The sequence below is a fragment of the Xanthomonas sp. BRIP62415 genome, assembly GCF_003993515.1.
In the GTDB taxonomy this organism is placed as follows: domain Bacteria; phylum Pseudomonadota; class Gammaproteobacteria; order Xanthomonadales; family Xanthomonadaceae; genus Xanthomonas; species Xanthomonas euroxanthea.
The window spans coordinates 291,643-306,247 of the sequence record NZ_QEZH01000029.1 but is presented as its reverse complement, the minus strand read 5'-3'; the positions used below and the strand labels follow the sequence as shown (position 1 = coordinate 306,247).

10 protein-coding genes are annotated in these 14,605 nt (G+C 66.9%); 4 read left to right on the top strand and 6 right to left on the bottom strand.

Annotation, left to right across the window (positions count from 1 at the left end):
* Positions 1-291 precede the first annotated feature (291 nt).
* Together EO141_RS15550 and EO141_RS15540 are read right to left on the bottom strand one after the other, a co-directional pair.
* A complete protein-coding gene (locus tag EO141_RS15550) occupies positions 292-2,838 on the bottom strand; it encodes an excinuclease ABC subunit UvrA (protein ID WP_127169614.1) in 2,547 nt (848 codons plus the stop codon).
* Between the two features lie 658 nt (positions 2,839-3,496).
* On the bottom strand, positions 3,497-4,141 hold the full coding sequence (locus EO141_RS15540) for an HD domain-containing protein (RefSeq protein ID WP_053045332.1): 645 nt from the start codon (positions 4,139-4,141) through the stop codon (positions 3,497-3,499).
* Positions 4,142-4,289: 148 nt separating this feature from the next.
* Between EO141_RS15540 and EO141_RS15535 the strand changes: the two genes are divergently transcribed.
* Complete coding sequence (locus tag EO141_RS15535) at positions 4,290-5,036, top strand: EAL domain-containing protein (RefSeq protein ID WP_115676327.1); 747 nt, start codon at positions 4,290-4,292, stop codon at positions 5,034-5,036.
* A 214-nt stretch (positions 5,037-5,250) separates the two neighbouring features.
* Here the strand turns inward: EO141_RS15535 and EO141_RS15530 are convergent, their stop codons facing one another.
* Entirely contained in the window at positions 5,251-6,945 is a 1,695-nt protein-coding gene (locus tag EO141_RS15530; RefSeq protein ID WP_104649775.1) for an FAD-dependent oxidoreductase, read from the bottom strand.
* Positions 6,946-7,332: 387 nt separating this feature from the next.
* Positions 7,333-7,962 (bottom strand): alpha-ketoglutarate-dependent dioxygenase AlkB, encoded by a 630-nt coding sequence (locus EO141_RS15525; protein ID WP_127169613.1) that lies wholly within the window; start codon positions 7,960-7,962, stop codon positions 7,333-7,335.
* Positions 7,963-8,271: 309 nt separating this feature from the next.
* Between EO141_RS15525 and EO141_RS15520 the strand changes: the two genes are divergently transcribed.
* Positions 8,272-10,626 carry a GH92 family glycosyl hydrolase gene (locus EO141_RS15520; protein ID WP_127169612.1) on the top strand — a complete coding sequence of 785 codons (2,355 nt, stop codon included), beginning with the start codon at positions 8,272-8,274 and terminating at the stop codon, positions 10,624-10,626.
* A 1-nt stretch (position 10,627) separates the two neighbouring features.
* Here the strand turns inward: EO141_RS15520 and EO141_RS15515 are convergent, their stop codons facing one another.
* Entirely contained in the window at positions 10,628-11,335 is a 708-nt protein-coding gene (locus EO141_RS15515; protein ID WP_127169611.1) for a DUF429 domain-containing protein, read from the bottom strand.
* A 183-nt stretch (positions 11,336-11,518) separates the two neighbouring features.
* Between EO141_RS15515 and EO141_RS15510 the strand changes: the two genes are divergently transcribed.
* Positions 11,519-12,421 carry an SDR family oxidoreductase gene (locus tag EO141_RS15510; RefSeq protein WP_104582375.1) on the top strand — a complete coding sequence of 301 codons (903 nt, stop codon included), beginning with the start codon at positions 11,519-11,521 and terminating at the stop codon, positions 12,419-12,421.
* 368 nt (positions 12,422-12,789) lie between these two features.
* Here the strand turns inward: EO141_RS15510 and EO141_RS15505 are convergent, their stop codons facing one another.
* Positions 12,790-14,247, bottom strand: a complete 1,458-nt coding sequence (locus EO141_RS15505) for a glycoside hydrolase family 30 protein (RefSeq protein ID WP_241236669.1) — start codon at positions 14,245-14,247, stop codon at positions 12,790-12,792.
* Between EO141_RS15505 and EO141_RS21730 the strand changes: the two genes are divergently transcribed.
* Positions 14,238-14,396 carry a hypothetical protein gene (locus EO141_RS21730; RefSeq protein ID WP_164739237.1) on the top strand — a complete coding sequence of 53 codons (159 nt, stop codon included), beginning with the start codon at positions 14,238-14,240 and terminating at the stop codon, positions 14,394-14,396. The two genes, EO141_RS15505 and EO141_RS21730, sit on opposite strands and share 10 nt — an antisense overlap.
* The last annotated feature ends 209 nt before the right edge of the window (positions 14,397-14,605 follow it).

Genomic DNA, 14,605 nt, shown 5'->3' with positions numbered 1-14,605 from the left:
GCCCGCCCACCATCGCAGGACACGCCGCAAGTACGTCCTTGTAGGCTCTTACGCGGCATCCATGCCGCGTAAGGTCCCGCGATGGTGGGTGGGCAAGGACCCGTCGGGATGGTTGGTGTGCATGGTCAGGAGCAGTGATGCCGTGCCCTGCGATGTGATGAGACGCAGTGCGATCTGATCGGCGTTCTTCGACGCGAGCAACTCGCTGCCATGCCGACATCGATTCACTCGTCATCGAAGGCACGTCTAGCCAACATGCTGACGCCATCGCTACAACCTTCGAAAGCTTTGTTAGCCGATCGTATTTCCGCGCAATACCTCTGCCAGGAACGGCGCGGTGCGGCTGCCGCGCTGCCGCGCAACCGCCTCCGGCGCACCGGCCACCACGACGGCGCCACCCGCACCGCCCGCGCCCGGCCCCATGTCCAGCACCCAATCGCTGCTGGCGGCCACGCGCATGTCGTGTTCGACCACGATCACCGTATTGCCGGCCTCCACCAGGCCTTGCAGCTGCCGCATCAAGGTATCCACGTCGGCCGGATGCAGGCCGGTGGTCGGCTCGTCCAGCACGTACACGGTGTCGCGTCGCTGCGCGCGTTGCAGTTCGGTCGCCAGCTTGATGCGCTGCGCCTCGCCACCGGACAGTTCGGTGGCCGGCTGGCCAAGCCGCAGATAGCCCAGCCCCACTTCGCGCAACACCTGCAGCGGGCGCAACACGCTGGCATCGTCGGCAAAGAATGTGGCGGCCTGGTCCACCGTCATCTCCAGCACCTGCGCAATGGTGTGGCCACGCAGCGCGATCTCCAGGGTCTTGGCGTTGTAGCGCGCGCCGTGGCAGGTGGGGCATGGCGCGTAGACGCTGGGCATGAACAGCAATTCCACGTGCACCGAGCCCTCGCCCTCGCAGGTGGCGCAGCGGCCCTTGGCGACATTGAACGAAAACTGCCCCGGGTCGTAACGGCGGCGGCGCGCGGCCGGTGTGGCCGCAAACAACTTGCGCACCGGGTCGAACAGGCCGGTGTAGGTGGCCAGATTGGAGCGTGGCGTGCGGCCGATCGGCTTTTGATCCACACGCACCAGACGCCGCACCTGGTCGAGCCCGCCAACGATCGCGCCACCCAGCGGCACCTGCGTGCCGCGCTCCAGCGGATCCAGCGCTTCGTCGTCCTCTGCCTGCGCCTGTCCAAGATGGGCGCCGAGCAATTCCACCAACGCCTGGCTCACCAGCGACGACTTGCCCGAGCCGGACACACCGGTCACGGTGGTGAACACGCCCAGCGGCAGGTCCACATCCAGCTCGCGCACATTGTTGCGGGTGATGCCGCGCAACTGCAGCCAACCGGTGGCCGCACGCGCATGGCTGTGCACCTGCGGCGGGGTGCCGAACAGGTAACGCCGCGTGGACGAGGCCTCCACCTGCTCCAGTCCCGCGGGCGGGCCGCTGTACAGCACTTGCCCGCCGTGCACGCCGGCAGCCGGGCCGACGTCGACGATCCAGTCGGCGTGGCGGATCACATCCACCTCGTGTTCGACCACGAATACCGAATTGCCGGCGGCCTTGAGCTGATCCAGCGCGCCCAGCAAGGCCTGCGCATCGGCCGGGTGCAGGCCCGCCGATGGCTCGTCCATCACATACACCACGCCGAACAACTGCGAACGGATCTGCGTGGCCAACCGCAGCCGTTGCAGCTCGCCAGGCGACAGCGTCGGCGTGCTGCGCTCCAGGCTGAGATAACCCAGGCCCAGCGCCTGCACCACCTCGATCCGCGCGCGCAGGTCGGCGGCGATGCGTTGCGCGGCAATCGCCTGCTCGGGATGCGTGTCGGCCTGCTTGCGCTTGTCGTTGCGCTTGCCGCCGGCACCTTCCGCAGCCGGGCGCAGCAGGTCGGCCACCTCGTCCAGCGGCCGCCGCGACAGCTCGCCGATATCCAGGCCGGCGAAGGTCACCGACAGCGCCTCACGCCGCAGCCGCTTGCCGTCGCACTGCGGGCACTGCGTGCTGATCAGGTACTGCGCCACGCGCTTTTTCATCTGCGCGCTCTGCGTGGTGGCAAAGGTGTGCAGCACATAGCGCCGCGCACTGGTGAAGGTGCCCATGTAGCTGGGCTCTTCCTTGCGGCGCAGCGCGCGCCTGGCCTCGTCCAGGCTGTAGCCGGCGTACACCGGCACCACCGGTTGCTCGTCGGTGTAGAGGATCCAGTCGCGGGTCTTCTTCGGCAGCTTGTGCCACGGCAGGTCGACGTCGTGGCCCAGCGTGGTGAGGATGTCGCGCTGGTTCTGGCCATGCCAGGCACCGGGCCAGGCGGCAACCGCGCGATCGCGGATGCTCAGCGTGGGATCCAGCACCATGGTCGCTTCGGTCGCATCGTAGATGCGCCCCAGGCCGTGGCAGGTCGGGCAGGCACCGGCGGGGGTATTGGGCGAAAAGCCGTCGGCATAGATGATCTCCTGCCCCGGCGGATAGCTGCCCGCACGCGAATACAGCATGCGCAGGGAGTTGGAGATGGTGGTGACGCTGCCCACCGACGAGCGCGCACTCGGCGCGCCGCGCGCCTGCTGCAAGGCCACCGCCGGCGGCAGGCCTTCGATGGAATCCACTTCCGGCACGCCGACCTGGTCGATCAGGCGCCGCGCATACGGCGAGATCGAATCCAGGTAACGCCGCTGCGCTTCGGCAAACACGGTACCGAACGCCAGCGACGACTTGCCCGAGCCGGACACCCCGGTGAACACCACCAGCGCATCGCGCGGGATGTCCACGTCCACGTTCTTGAGGTTGTGCTCGCGCGCACCGCGCACGCGCACCAGGCCGGAGGATGACGAGATTGCGTTGGACATGACCACCAGACCGACATTCGACAACGCACTAGCCTAGCGCGGGACGCATGCAGCCGATGTCAGGGGCAACGGCCAATGCTGCGGCGCCTGACGCTGATCGCCTTGACATGCGTCAATCGAGGGCCCTGCAGCAAACGCGCAGCGCCGAGGGCGCGGTGCCCCGCCGGTTGCGGGACACGCCGTGAACCCGTCCCTGGGGCTCGGTGGCGGCATCCATGCCGCCACACGGTCCCGCAACCTGCAAGGAGGAAGGGCACCGCACCAGGAAGTTAGTCAGCTATTTTATTGAAAGCGTTTCGCTCGGCTTGCGCAGGGAACTGGTCGGACGCACCTGATTCGAACAACGCACGCCACGCCCTGCTTGTAACTGCGCATACCGACCATCTCGACTGGTCCTTGCCCGCTCACCGTCGCGGGACCTTGAGCGGCATGGATGCCGCGCCGGAGCCTACATGGACGTACTTGCGGCGTGTCCCGCGATGGTGGGCGGGCAAGGGCCCTGCAGCCAGGCCGCAGCCCTATCACCCAACAACCACGCATTCATTCAAGCTACCTACGCGGCATGGATCCCGCGTAAGCGCCTACAGAGACGTGTTCCGCAATAGCTGGCGGGCAAGGGCCCTGCTGCCAGGTCGCAGATCAGCTGCGTAAAACGCGATCAGCCCAGCGCGTGCGCCGGCACCGGCACCGGCTGCTCGCCGGTCTCGGCCAAGGCCTGCATGCGTGTCACCACGCCAGTGAACAACCGCGCGGTGGCGGCATCGCGCGTGCGGAAGATCGCTTCCAGCTCGCCGTAATACCACAGCGTGCCGGCGCGCCCGGCGGTGAACACGTTGAAGATGTCCTGGCCCACGGCCGGGTTTTCCAGGTCCTGCACGATGGTGCGCGCGTTATAGAGCTTGTCGCAGCCGGACACCAGCAAGGCGCGCTCGGGCGTGTTGCGCAGGTGGTCCAGATAGGCCAGCTTGCGTTCGCGCCAGTCGCGTTTGCGCGCGCTGTCGGTGTTGTCCACCTCGGCCTTGTCTTCGGCGGTGGCATCGGTACATGCCATCACGATGTCGGCCACCGCGTCGCCGAACTGCGCGCGGATCGAGGCCTCATGGCCGCCGCCGCAATCTTCCACCACATCGTGCAGCAGCCCGGCAATGGCCTGTTCTTCGTCGCCGCCGCATTCCAGCACCAGCGTGGACACCCCCAGCAAGTGGCTCAGATACGGAATCTGCGTGCCCTTGCGGACCTGCCCGGCATGGGCGATGCGCGCGTAATCCACGGCCAGGGCGTAACGTTCGGTGAGAGCGGTCATGGGGCGTCCGATGCGAGCGAGGAGGCATTATCGCCGAGCGCGGTGACGCGCCGGGTGAGGATCGCGCGAGGATGCGTGTGCAGACTCAATGACGCGGCGTTGCGGCCGATACCGCTACGCTCACCCCACGCCGCACGATTGCCCAGCCATGCCCACGCTTCCCGTTTGCAACGCCTGCCGCGACGGCCAGGACTTTCCCACCGCCATCACCATGGCGTTCCAGCCGATCGTGGACGTGTCCACCCGCAGCATCTACGCCGGCGAAGCGCTGGTGCGCGGGGTCAATGGCGAATCGGCCGGCAGCATCCTGGCCGCCGTGGATGAGCGCAACCGCTACGCCTTCGACCAGGCGTGCCGCATCAAGGCGATTGAATGTGCCGCGCAGATCCCGCTGCCGGCCTTGCTGTCGATCAACTTCATGCCCAATGCGGTCTACAACCCCGAACACTGCCTGCGCGCCACGCTCTCGGCCACCGCGCAGTACGGCTGGCCGCTGGACGCCATCATCTTCGAGGTCAGCGAACAGGAACACCTGGCCGAACCGGCGCATCTGCTCGACATCATGCGCACGTATCAGGCACGCGGCCTGAAGACCGCCATCGACGACTTCGGCGCCGGCTATTCCGGCCTCGGCCTGCTGGCCGACTTCCAGCCGGACCTGCTCAAGCTGGACATCGCCCTGGTGCGCGGCATCGACGCCGACCGCAGCCGCCAGGCCATCGTCCGCCACACCACCCGCATGTGCGAAGAACTCGGGATCGCCGTCATCGCCGAAGGCATCGAACACCCGGACGAATGCCGCGCCCTGCGCGACATGGGCATCCACCTGCAGCAAGGCTACCTGTTCGCCCGCCCGCAGATCGGCGAACTGCCACAGGTGCATTGGCCGGAATAGGCATCAGGCGCGCCACCACGCCAGCGTGTAGCTCCGCTACGGCCCCGGCAGCTGCCGGCGCACGCAGTGTGACGATGTGTCGGGCCAGCGACCTCAGATCGCGCGTACCGAGTGGTAACAGCCGGATGGCCAAGGAATGGAGGAATCGAGCCGCCAAAAGCACTCGCTCTTCCAATTCCCGATTCCCGATTCCCCAATCCCGACTCCCGCTTCCCTATTCCCCAGCGCTGGCCAGCTCGGAAGCCGGCACCGGGTTGGCCTGATGTGCCAGGTACTGATGGATCTGCGCCACCACCGCCGCGCCTTCGCCCACGGCCGCGGCCACCCGCTTGACCGAGCCGGCCCGCACATCGCCGATGGCGAACACGCCGGGGCGGTTGGTTTCCAGCGGCAGGCAGGCCGGCACGCCATCGCCGCGCGCGTTGCCGGTGACGACGAAACCGCGCTTGTCCATCTCGACGCATTGCTGCAGCCAACCGGTGTTGGGGTCGGCGCCGACGAACAGGAACAGATGCCGCAACTCCACCCGCGTGGTCTGCCCGTCGGCGCGCGTGCGCAACACCGCCGCCTGCAGACCACGCTCCGGATCGCCCTCCAGCGCGGACACTTCGGTGCCGGCATGCAGCTGCACGTTCGGCAGCACGGCGATGCGGTCGATCAGATATTGCGACATCGACGATTCCAGCCCTTCACCGCGAATGATCAGGTGCAGTTCCTTCACCCGCGGTGCCAGGAACGCCACCGCCTGGCCGGCGGAATTGCCGCCGCCCACCAGCGCCACCACCCCGCCCTCGCACAGCCGCGCTTCCACCGGCGAGGCCCAGTACGACACGCCATGGCCTTCGAAACGCTCCAGCCCGTCGATCTCCGGACGCCGGTAACGCGCGCCCGAGGCGATCACCACGGTGCTGGCCAGCAGCTGCTTGCCGTCGGCCAGATCCAGCTTGAGCGCGCCGTCGTCGCGCCCGCATTCCAGCGTGCCGGCCTCGATCGGAATCGCCAGCTCGGCGCCGAATTTCAATGCCTGGTTGTAGGCCCGCCCGGCCAGCGCCTGGCCGGAAATACCAGTCGGAAAGCCCAGGTAGTTCTCGATCCGTGCCGAGGCGCCGGCCTGGCCGCCGATGGCGCGCTGGTCCAGCACCAGCACCGACAGGCCTTCGGACGCGGCGTACACCGCCGTCGCCAGGCCAGCCGGGCCGGCACCGACAATCGCCACGTCGTAGCGCTTGTCCGGGTCGATATCCGGGGTCATGCCCAGGCAATGCGCCGCTTCGGCATCGCTGGGCTGGCGCAGCACCCGCCCGCTGGGGCACACCATCACCGGCAATTCCTGCTCCTGGATGCCGAAGCGCTGCACCAGCGCGCGGCCTTCCTCGTCGGAGGCATCGATCACCGTGTTCGGGTACCCGTTGCGGGTCAGAAAGCCCTGCAACCGGGTCAGGTGCGGATCGTCCGGCTCGCCGATCAGCACCGAGCCCGAGGCATCGCCTTCGATCAGGCCGACCCGGCGCAGGATCAACGCACGCATCACCACCTCGCCGACTTCGGCCGAGCTGATCATCAGCGCGCGCAGATGCGCGGTGTCGAACGGCAGCGCCAGGCAGCCCTGCGGCCCGGCACGTCCGCCGGCCAGCGACGCGCGCCCGGCGAGTTGACTCACCTCACCGGTGAACTGCCCGGGCGTGTGCGAGGTGACCGGCTTTTCGTTGCCCAGCCCGTCGCGCCGGACCACTTCGATGGCGCCTTCCAGCACCACCCACACCGGCGCGTGCGCATCGCCCACGTCGAAGACGATCTCGCCGGCAGCAAAACGCTGCGCCGGCCCGCTGGCAAAACGCCGCGTGATCGCCAATTGGCCCGAGTCCAGCTCGGGAAACATCTGATGGTGGCGGGTATCGGCCAGGGACATGGAGGGGCGACGCTGAGGGGGGAGTACATGCAAGCATGGCCAGCCGTGAGGGCGATGGCAATCACCCGAATGGGCCATGCCGGGCGCGACAGAGCGCAGGCACGAGCAGCACCGGCGCACGCACCAGTGCGGCGTTTGCGCAGGCAAAACACGTCGCGCGGCTGCCAGCGGTACCGCACGCTCACCAGCCGTAATCGGCACAATCAGCCGCAAACGTACGCGTAGAAGGTTGCCGACGTAGCTGCTGCGCTGGCGGCCAAGCGAACACGGCACTGGGCCCGCAGCTGGTACGCGGCACTCGTGTGATCCCGTCGCTCCTGTTGCCCGGGAGACTCCGGGTTGCTCCGTACCGTGCCGACGAAGCCACACCACGCCTTGTCAGCCACGCTACGCTTGTACCGGCTCCCAGTGCGGCCCGTGCTGCCCGGCCGCCATGCGCTCGGCCGGGCGCACGCGAAACACCACGCTGATGCGCTCACCCACCGCACGTGCGGTCTTGGCAATGCCGTGCTCGTGGCTCAGTTGCGAGGCATGGCTCATCGCCAGCAGGCTGCCCGGCGCCAGTTCCACAGCGATCGCACGCGTGTTGCCGTCCTTTGCACGCAGCTGCATCCGCCGCGTGGCGCCCAGCGACACCAATGCAATCGGATACGGCGCCTGCAGTGTCTGCAGCTTGTCGTGATGCATGGCCACGCTGTCGCGGCCGTCGCGATACAGATTCAGGCCCACGGCGTTGTACGGGGCAGGCAACACGGCCTGCACCGCAGCGAGCAGCGCCTGCAGCGGCAGCCCGGGTGGCAGCGGCGCATCCAGCCGATACGAGGCCAGCAGGCGCGGCACCTCCACCACACGGTCATACATCTCGCGGCGCTGGCTGCGCCAGTCGGTCGCCTGGCGCAACGCGGCAAAGCACTGCTGCGCCACGGCAGGCGCCAGCAGCTGCGGCCAATAGCGCACGCCGCCTTGCGCATCGTGCAGCAGCTGCACCGGCGCGGTGGGAGCATCGAACAGATCCATCAGGATCATATGCGGGCGGTTTGCGCGATTTCAGCGGCCGGGCGTTGCGCTTGCCTGCGACCGAAGCAGTGCAGGTGCACGCTGTCTCGCATCTGCTGCAAGGCCTTGCTGCGTGCATCAGGGCAACCGACCTGCGCACCCGCAGCCTCCTGCGCGCAAGGCTGGCAACCCATGGCGGCCACGCGCGTCCAGCGCCCACCGCGGCCCACGCATGCATTAGCGAGCTCAACGATGCAGGCGTGGATGCCATGCGATCAGGCCCGACAGCTGTGCTACGGTCCGGCGCTGCATCCGCCTGGAACCGTTCGCATGCAGCATCGCTCAATCGCCTTCTCTCCGCTGCGTTGGCTGGCGTTGCTTGCCGCCTGCGTCAGCTTCGCCGGCAGCGCGGCGCCACGCGCGGACGACGCGGGCTTCAGCGCGGTGGACCCGTTCATCGGCACCGGTGGCGAAGGCCACACCTATCCCGGCGCCACGGTGCCGTTCGGCATGGTGCAGCTGAGCCCGGACACGCAGATCAAGCCGCGCAAGGAGGCCTATGGCTGGGCCGCCGGTTACCGTCATGGCGACAGCACGATTGTCGGCTTCTCGCACACGCACTTTTCCGGCTCCGGGCATTCGGACCTGGGCGATGTCCTGCTGATGCCGCAAACCGGCCAGGTCAAGCTCGAACGCGGCGATGTCGCCACACCGGGCAGCGGCTACACCGCGCAGTTCGACCACGCCAGCGAGCAGGCGCAGCCCGGCTACTACGCGGTGACCTTGAAGGACCGCAACGTCCGCGCCGAACTCACCGCCAGTGCGCGCGTGGGTGTGCATCGCTATCAGTTCCCCAAGGGCGTACCGGCGCATGTGCTGGTGGACCTGCGCACCAGCCTGTACGACTACCCCGGCAAGGTGCAGTGGTCGCGGCTGCGCGTACGCAGCGACGGCACCGTCACCGGCTTTCGTGAAACCCGTGGCTGGGCGCCCGGCCGCCAGTTGTACTTCGCCATGCGCTTTTCGCGCCCGCTCACCGCCACGCAGTTGCACGACACCGAGCAGGACATCCCGTACAAGGGCTTTCCGCCGCCGGGCGAGAAGAATCCCGCCCAGCGCGCACAGATCGAAGGCCGGCAACTGGTCGGCGTGTTTGATGTTGCCAACGATGGCATGCCGCTGGTGGTCAAGGTCGCGCTGTCGCCGGTCAGCGAAGCCGGTGCCATTGCCAATCTCGATGCGGAGGTGCCCGGCTTCGATTTCGACCGCGTGCGCGCCGAGGCACGCGCGCAATGGACGCAGGCGCTGTCAGCAATCGACGCGCAAGGCACGCCGCAACAACGCACCCAGCTCTACACCGCGCTGTACCACACCCTGCTCGGCCCCACGCTGTTCATGGACAGCGATGGCCAGTACCGCGGGCCGGACAACGCCGTGCATCAGGCGCGTGGCTGGACCAACTACTCCACCTTCTCGCTGTGGGACACCTACCGCGCCCTGCATCCGCTGCTCACCCTGGTGCAGCCGCCGCAACGCAGCAGCGACATGGTCAATTCATTGCTCGCCTCACGCCGCGAGAGCGCCTACGGCATCCTGCCGGTCTGGGCGTTCCACGGCCTGGAAACCTGGTGCATGATCGGCTACCACGCCGTGCCGGTGATCGCCGACGCCTACATGAAGGGCATCGGCGGCTTCGATGCCAACGAAGCATTGGACGCCATGGTCGCCAGCGCCAACTACGGCCCTTACGACGGCATCGCGCAGTACCGCGAACTGGGCTACGTGCCCATCGATGAAGAAGGCGAAGCCGCGTCCAAGACGCTGGAATACGCCTTCGACGACTGGACCATCGCGCGCATGGCCGACAAGCTCGGCAAGCCCGCCATCGCCGCGGAATTCAGCAAGCGCGCCGGCAACTGGAAGCACGCCTTCGACCCGGCCACCGGCTACATGCGCGCGCGCACCCGTGCCGGCGACTTCCGTGCGCCGTTCGACCCCTCGGCCAGCGGCTACGGCAGCGACTACACCGAAGGCAATGCCTGGCAGTACTCCTGGTATGTGCCGCAGGACGTCGCAGGACTTGCAGCCGCACATGGCGGCGACGACCAACTGCTCGCGCGCCTGGATGCGGTGTTCGATGCCAAGGTCGACCCCAAGGTGTTCGAACACATGGAAGACATCACCGGCCTGATCGGTTGGTACGCACACGGCAACGAACCCAGCCACCATGTCGCCTATCTGTACGCCTACGCAGGCCAGCCCTGGCGCACCCAGGCGCGGCTGACCCAGATCATGGACACCCAGTACCACGCCGGCCCCGAGGGCCTGGCCGGCAACGACGATCTCGGCCAGATGTCGGCGTGGTACGTATTCACCACGCTGGGCTTTTATCCGGTGGCACCGGGCAGCAACCAGTACATCATCGGCCGCCCGTTTCTGCCGCGCGCCACGCTCCACCTGCCCAATGGCAAGCGCTTCAGCGTGATCGCCGATGGCCTGAGCAAGGCGCGCAGCTACATCGGCAGCGCCACCCTCAACGGCCAGGCATTGAATCGCGCCTACCTCACCCACGAGGAAATCCAGGCCGGTGGCGAGTTGCGCTTCCGCATGCAGGCCACGCCGAACACGCAATGGGCCACCGATCCGGCGCAGCGGCCGTATTCGATGTCGACGCAGACGCGCTGAGTCAGTAGTGGATGCCCATGCGTAGCCCGCAGGCGTCGCGCTCCACCACCGCCGGCAGGCTGCCGGCGGTGCCCGCGGCAATGCGCTGCGCACTCCAGCAGGCCACCAGGGCATCCAGCACATCGTCCGGCTTGGCCAGCGCACGTGGCACACGCTCCAGTAACGCAGCCACCGGCCTGGCGCCGTAGCACTGGCCCAGCAAGGCGGCGCGCTGCTGATGGCCCGCACGGCTCTTCTTGCCCGCCGCCAGGCCCTGCCCGCCGGCGAGCACGGCGAACGAGACTTCCGGGTGCACCTCGAACACGCGCTCCGCCCATGCCGGGTCGGCGCGCACCGCATCGTCCCAGGCGCGAATCTTCGACAGCAGCGCAAACGACTGCACGCCAAAGCCGCGCTGGCCCTCGTGGTCCAGCGCCTGATGCAACGCAGAGGCTTCCGCCTGCGTACGCGCATGCAACATGCCCCGCAGTGGCGCGGAAAAGATGCTGCATGCGCGGCGCCCACCGACAAAGCGCCGCGCCTGCGCATCCGCAACGCGGGGCGCGTGCTCGCTCAAGCCGATCGGAATGTCCACGCCCAGCACAGCGACGCCGCCCAATGCGCTCGCCAGCGCGGCAACACTGGGGTAGCCGGCGAACTGCAAGCCATCGCCGGCTTCCCACACCGCCAGCCAGCCGCTGCCGGCGCCATCGATCCCTACACACTGCATTGCTGTCCTCCCGGTCTGCCGTGCGTGCACGGCGCTACGGCATCGCCCGCACGCTAGCTGCGTGACGCGTTCACATCATGCACAACATTCGTTCACCCGCACGCATCGCCATGGTTTCCAGACTGCTCCGCATCGGCCGCAGCACGCTGCGGCCTTGTCGTCCCCCAATGCAGGAGCCAGTGCATGTCCAGCACCAAGAACCAGTACGAAATGCAGAACCCGCTCACCCAGTTTCCGCAGCCCAAGTTCCCTGAGCAGACCCAAGAAGCGCCAGGCACCATCCATGCATTGCAGCCCAAGGCCGACCATGGCGAGCAGAGCTACCAGGGCTTCGGCCGCCTGAAGGGCCGCAAGGCGCTGATCACCGGCGCCGACTCCGGCATCGGCCGCGCCACCGCGATTGCCTACGCACGCGAAGGCGCCGACATCGTGCTGAATTACCTGCCGGAAGAAGAGCAGGACGCCGCGGAAGTGGTGAAGTTGATCCAGGCCGAAGGCCGCAAGGCCATCAGCATCCCCGGCGACCTGAAGGACGAAGCGTTCTGCAACGAACTGGTGGCACGCGCGGTCAAGGAACTTGGCGGGCTGGACCTGCTGGTCAACATCGCCGGCAAGCAGACTGCGATGAAGGACATCGCCGACATCACCACCGAGCAGTTCGACGCCACCTACAAGACCAACGTGTACGCGATGTTCTGGCTGTGCAAGGCAGCCATCCCGCATCTGCCGCCGGGTGCATCCATCATCAACACCGGCTCGATCCAGTCCTACCAGCCCTCACCGACGCTGCTGGACTATGCCTCCACCAAGGCCGCCATCGTCAACTTCACCAAGGGCCTGGCCCAGCAGGTCGCCGACAAGGGCATCCGCGTCAACGCGGTCGCACCCGGCCCGGTGTGGACCCCGCTGCAGCCCAGCGGCGGCCAGCCGCCGGAAAAGATTCCCGAGTTCGGCTCGGAAACCCCGCTCAAGCGTGCCGGCCAGCCGGTGGAGATGGCGCCGCTGTATGTGATCCTGGCCTCGCAGGAGTCCAGCTACGTCACCGGCGAAGTGTTCGGCGCCACCGGCGGCTTGTTGCTGTCCTGAGCAGCCCAGAGAACGCGTTCCAGCCCAGCGCCACCAGGGCCCCGCCGATCGCTGCGTGCGCAGCGATCGGCATTTCTTCGGTGGCATTTCTTCGGTGGCATTTCTTCGGCGGCGTTTCTTCGGTGGCGTCTTCGGTGGCGTTTCTTCGGCGGGTTTCTTTGACGGCGTCTCTTCGGTGGCGTTCTTGGTACCGGCAACGGTATCGACGGGTGACGCATCAGTGGGACGTACACGCACGGTGGTCCGACCGGCGACGCAACGCTGGCTACGAGCATCCGTAAGCTCCCCCCTTCTCCCCCCGGGAGAAGGTGCCCGAAGGGCGGATGAGGGTACGCAATCTCTACTAAAACTCCGCCCACGGTCCGCGCTTACTGCATCACCACAGTCTGGATCGCATGCGCCGGGATCTCCAACTCACTGGACGCCGCGCCCACATACAGGTTGTAACGGATCGCCACGTCGCTGGCATTCATCACCACCGTGGCGAGGCTGCCATCGGTATTGAGAAACGACGTCGTTGCCAGATTGCTGCGGCTGCTGGACGCACTCACCCGCCGCGCGCCGGGGCGGATGAACTTGGAAAAGTGGCCGATATACCAATAGCTCGGCGTGTAGATCACCTCGCCGGTGCGCGTATCGGCATGCACCGGCGCAAAGCAGTAGTTGCCCACATGGTTCGGCCCGCCATGTTCGTCGAGCAGGATGTTCCAGTCCGTCCAGCCCACCGCGCCGTGATTGAGATCGTTGATGATGGCGGTGCCATAGCGCTCGCCATTGGGCCAGTACTGCAACTTTGCCGGGTCGAACTTTTCCACCGCCGCTTCGGTCAGCAACAGCGGCTTGTCCGGGTACGCCTGCGCCACCGCCGCCACGTTCTCCACCATCGGCGCGAACCCGGCCCAGGTCTCGTACCAGTGGAAGCCCATGCCCCACGCGTACTTCGCCGCTTCCGGATCGTCGAAGATCACATGCGCGCGGTGCAGCATCATGTCGCGGTTGTGGTCCCACACGATGATCTTGCGGTCGCCATAGCCCGCCTGCTCCATCGTCGGACCAAGATGATTTTTCAGAAAGTCGCGCTCTTCCTCGGCGGAAAACACCATCGACTCCCAGGTCTGTACCGCCATCGGCTCGTTCTGCAGGCTGATGCCCCAGATCGGGATACCGGCCTTTTCGTAGGCCGCAATGAAGCGCGTGTAGTAGGTGGCCCAGGCCTGCGCATACGCGGGCAACAACTTGCCGCCCTTGACCATGCTGTGGCTGTCTTTCATGAAGGCCGGCGCGCTCCACGGGCTGGCAAATGTCGTCAACGTGCCGCCGGCCGCCGCGATGGCCTGGCGCAGCATCGGAATGCGATAACGCTCATCGTGCCTGACCGAAAAGCTCTTCAGCGCCGCATCGCCGTCCTTGATGTAGGTATAGCTGCCGCTGCTGAAGTCCGAGCTGTGGATGGTGGTGCGCGCCAGCGTATAGCCGATGCCCTTTTGCGGGTCGTAGTAGGCAGTGAGCAAGGCGCGCTGCGCAGGCTTGGGCAGCCTGGCGAAGGTCTCGGCACTGGCATCGGTGATCGCCCCGCCAATGCCCAGCACCTCCTGGAAGCGGCGCTGCGGATTGACGAAGATGGAGTTCTCCTTCTCGGTCAACGCATGCCCGGCCCTGGGTGCCTCGGCGGTGCTGGCGCGCATCTGCTGCGCTGCGCCTTGGGCAGAGGTGTAGACGCGTAGTGCGCCGGCGGGTGCTGCTGGCGGAACAGCAGCATCCGCAACCGCAGCGTCTACCGCCGTCGATGCGGGCGTGGACGCAGACGGTGCCGTCGATGCCGGCATCGGAGTCGGCGTTGCTGCTGTTGCAGCTGCTGTTGCTGCTGTTGCTGCTGTTGCTGTTGCTGCTGTTGCTGTTGCTGTTGCTGTTGCTGTTGCTGCTGTTGCTGTTGCTGCAGATGCAGATGCAGATGCCAACACCGTTTCAGTCGTAGCACCCCAACCCCCCAAAACCCCCACCACCATCGACCACGCAATCGCTCGCTTCACCGTGCACCCTCCCAGGTTGGTGACCAAGCCTAACCGACCAACGCGGCGCAACATCGCGCAACAAACGAGCGCAACCATGCACCCTTTCACCAATGGACACTCCCTTCTCCCCTCGGGAGAAGGTGGCCCGAAGGGCCGGATGAGGGTACGCCTG

Coding starts and splice junctions, on each gene's coding strand:
- EO141_RS15550 (WP_127169614.1), bottom strand. CDS start 2,838: ATGTCCAACGCAATCTCGTCATCCTCCGGCCTGGTGCGCGTGCGCGGT.
- EO141_RS15540 (WP_053045332.1), bottom strand. CDS start 4,141: ATGACCGCTCTCACCGAACGTTACGCCCTGGCCGTGGATTACGCGCGC.
- EO141_RS15535 (WP_115676327.1), top strand. CDS start 4,290: ATGCCCACGCTTCCCGTTTGCAACGCCTGCCGCGACGGCCAGGACTTT.
- EO141_RS15530 (WP_104649775.1), bottom strand. CDS start 6,945: ATGTCCCTGGCCGATACCCGCCACCATCAGATGTTTCCCGAGCTGGAC.
- EO141_RS15525 (WP_127169613.1), bottom strand. CDS start 7,962: ATGGATCTGTTCGATGCTCCCACCGCGCCGGTGCAGCTGCTGCACGAT.
- EO141_RS15520 (WP_127169612.1), top strand. CDS start 8,272: ATGCAGCATCGCTCAATCGCCTTCTCTCCGCTGCGTTGGCTGGCGTTG.
- EO141_RS15515 (WP_127169611.1), bottom strand. CDS start 11,335: ATGCAGTGTGTAGGGATCGATGGCGCCGGCAGCGGCTGGCTGGCGGTG.
- EO141_RS15510 (WP_104582375.1), top strand. CDS start 11,519: ATGTCCAGCACCAAGAACCAGTACGAAATGCAGAACCCGCTCACCCAG.
- EO141_RS21730 (WP_164739237.1), top strand. CDS start 14,238: ATGCCGGCATCGGAGTCGGCGTTGCTGCTGTTGCAGCTGCTGTTGCTG.
- EO141_RS15505 (WP_241236669.1), bottom strand. CDS start 14,247: ATGCCGGCATCGACGGCACCGTCTGCGTCCACGCCCGCATCGACGGCG.